Source organism: Streptomyces europaeiscabiei (assembly GCF_001550375.1).
Lineage (GTDB): Bacteria > Actinomycetota > Actinomycetes > Streptomycetales > Streptomycetaceae > Streptomyces > Streptomyces europaeiscabiei.
This window is the reverse complement of record NZ_LRTR01000567.1, coordinates 1-1,842: the sequence shown is the minus strand read 5'-3', so window position 1 is coordinate 1,842 and position 1,842 is coordinate 1. Positions and strand designations below refer to the sequence as shown.

Below are 1,842 nucleotides of genomic sequence, written 5' to 3'. Positions count from 1 at the left end.
ACCCCCGACATCCTCCACGCCTTCCTCCAGGAAGGCGGCCGCCCCGCCTTCGAACTCCGCGCCGTCCTGGCCGCCACCCTCTCCCCCACCTGGGGCGTGTACTCCGGCTACGAACTCTGCGAGAACACACCGCTCAAGCCCGGCAGCGAGGAGTACCTCGACTCCGAGAAATACCAACTCCGCCCCCGCGACTGGGACACAGCCGCACAAGACGGACGTACGATCGCACCACTGCTCGGCAAGCTCAACGAGATCAGGCGTCGAAGCCCGGCGCTGCGTCAGTTGCGGGATCTGCACTTCCACCACGCCGACCAGGAAGCGGTGATCGTCTATTCGAAGCGGGCGGGCTCGAACACGGTTCTGGTGGTGGTCAACCTCGACCCCCACCACACCCAGGAGGCCACGGTCTCGTTGGACATGCCGCAACTCGGCCTGGACTGGCATGAGTCCGTGCTGGTGCGCGACGAGCTCACCGGCGAGGTCTACACCTGGGGCAGGAACAACTACGTACGTCTAGAACCGGGCCGCACGCCCGCCCACGTACTGACCGTCCTGCGACCGTCCAACCCGCAGATCGGGGGGTCACCCACACAATGATCGTCAACGAGCCCGTTCCGGACACCTTCGAGGACACTCCGCAGAAGGACCGGGACCCTGACTGGTTCAAACGCGCCGTCTTCTACGAGGTCCTCGTCCGCTCCTTCCAGGACAGCAACGGCGACGGCATCGGCGACCTCAAGGGCCTCACCGCCAAACTCGACTACCTGCAGTGGCTGGGCATCGACTGCATCTGGCTCCCGCCCTTCTTCAAATCGCCCCTGCGCGACGGCGGCTACGACGTCTCCGACTACACCGCCGTCCTCCCCGAGTTCGGCGACCTCGCCGACTTCGTCGAGTTCGTCGACGCCGCCCACCAACGCGGCATGCGCGTCATCATCGACTTCGTCATGAACCACACCAGCGACCAGCACCCGTGGTTCCAGGAGTCCAGGAACGACCCCGACGGCCCCTACGGCGACTACTACGTCTGGGCCGACGACGACAAACAGTTCCAGGACGCCCGCATCATCTTCGTCGACACCGAAGCCTCCAACTGGACCTTCGACCCCGTCCGCAAGCAGTACTTCTGGCACCGCTTCTTCTCCCACCAACCGGACCTCAACTACGAGAACCCGGCGGTACAGGAGGAAATGCTGGCGGCCCTGCGGTTCTGGCTTGACCTCGGCATCGACGGCTTCCGCCTGGACGCGGTGCCCTACCTGTACCAGCAGGAGGACACCAACTGCGAGAACCTCCCGGCCACCCACGCGTTCCTCAAGCACGTCCGCCGGGAGATCGACGCTTCGTATCCGGACACGGTCATCCTCGCGGAGGCGAACCAGTGGCCGGAGGACGTCGTCGACTACTTCGGCGACTTCCCCAGCGGCGGCGACGAATGCCACATGGCATTCCACTTCCCGGTGATGCCGAGGATCTTCATGGCCGTCCGCAGGGAATCCCGCTACCCCGTCTCGGAAATCCTCGCCAAGACCCCGGCCATCCCCTCCAGCTGCCAATGGGGCATCTTCCTGCGCAACCACGACGAGCTGACCCTCGAAATGGTCACCGACGAAGAACGCGACTACATGTACGCGGAGTACGCCAAGGACCCGCGCATGCGCGCCAACATCGGCATCCGCCGCCGGCTCGCCCCGCTCCTGGACAACGACCGCAACCAGATCGAACTCTTCACCGCCCTGCTGCTGTCCCTGCCCGGCTCGCCGATCCTCTACTACGGCGACGAGATCGGCATGGGCGACAACATCTGGCTCGGCGACCGCGACGCCGTACGCACCCCCATGC

Annotated in this window: 1 protein-coding gene and 1 pseudogene; both read left to right on the top strand. The window is 65.3% G+C overall.

Annotation, left to right across the window (positions count from 1 at the left end; translation table 11 throughout):
* A pseudogene (locus AWZ10_RS27480) lies at positions 1-597 on the top strand (alpha-1,4-glucan--maltose-1-phosphate maltosyltransferase); the annotation flags it as partial.
* A partial coding sequence (treS, locus tag AWZ10_RS27475; protein WP_060892308.1) for a maltose alpha-D-glucosyltransferase occupies positions 594-1,842 on the top strand: 1,249 nt, incomplete at its 3' end. The pseudogene AWZ10_RS27480 and the gene treS, both read left to right, overlap by 4 nt.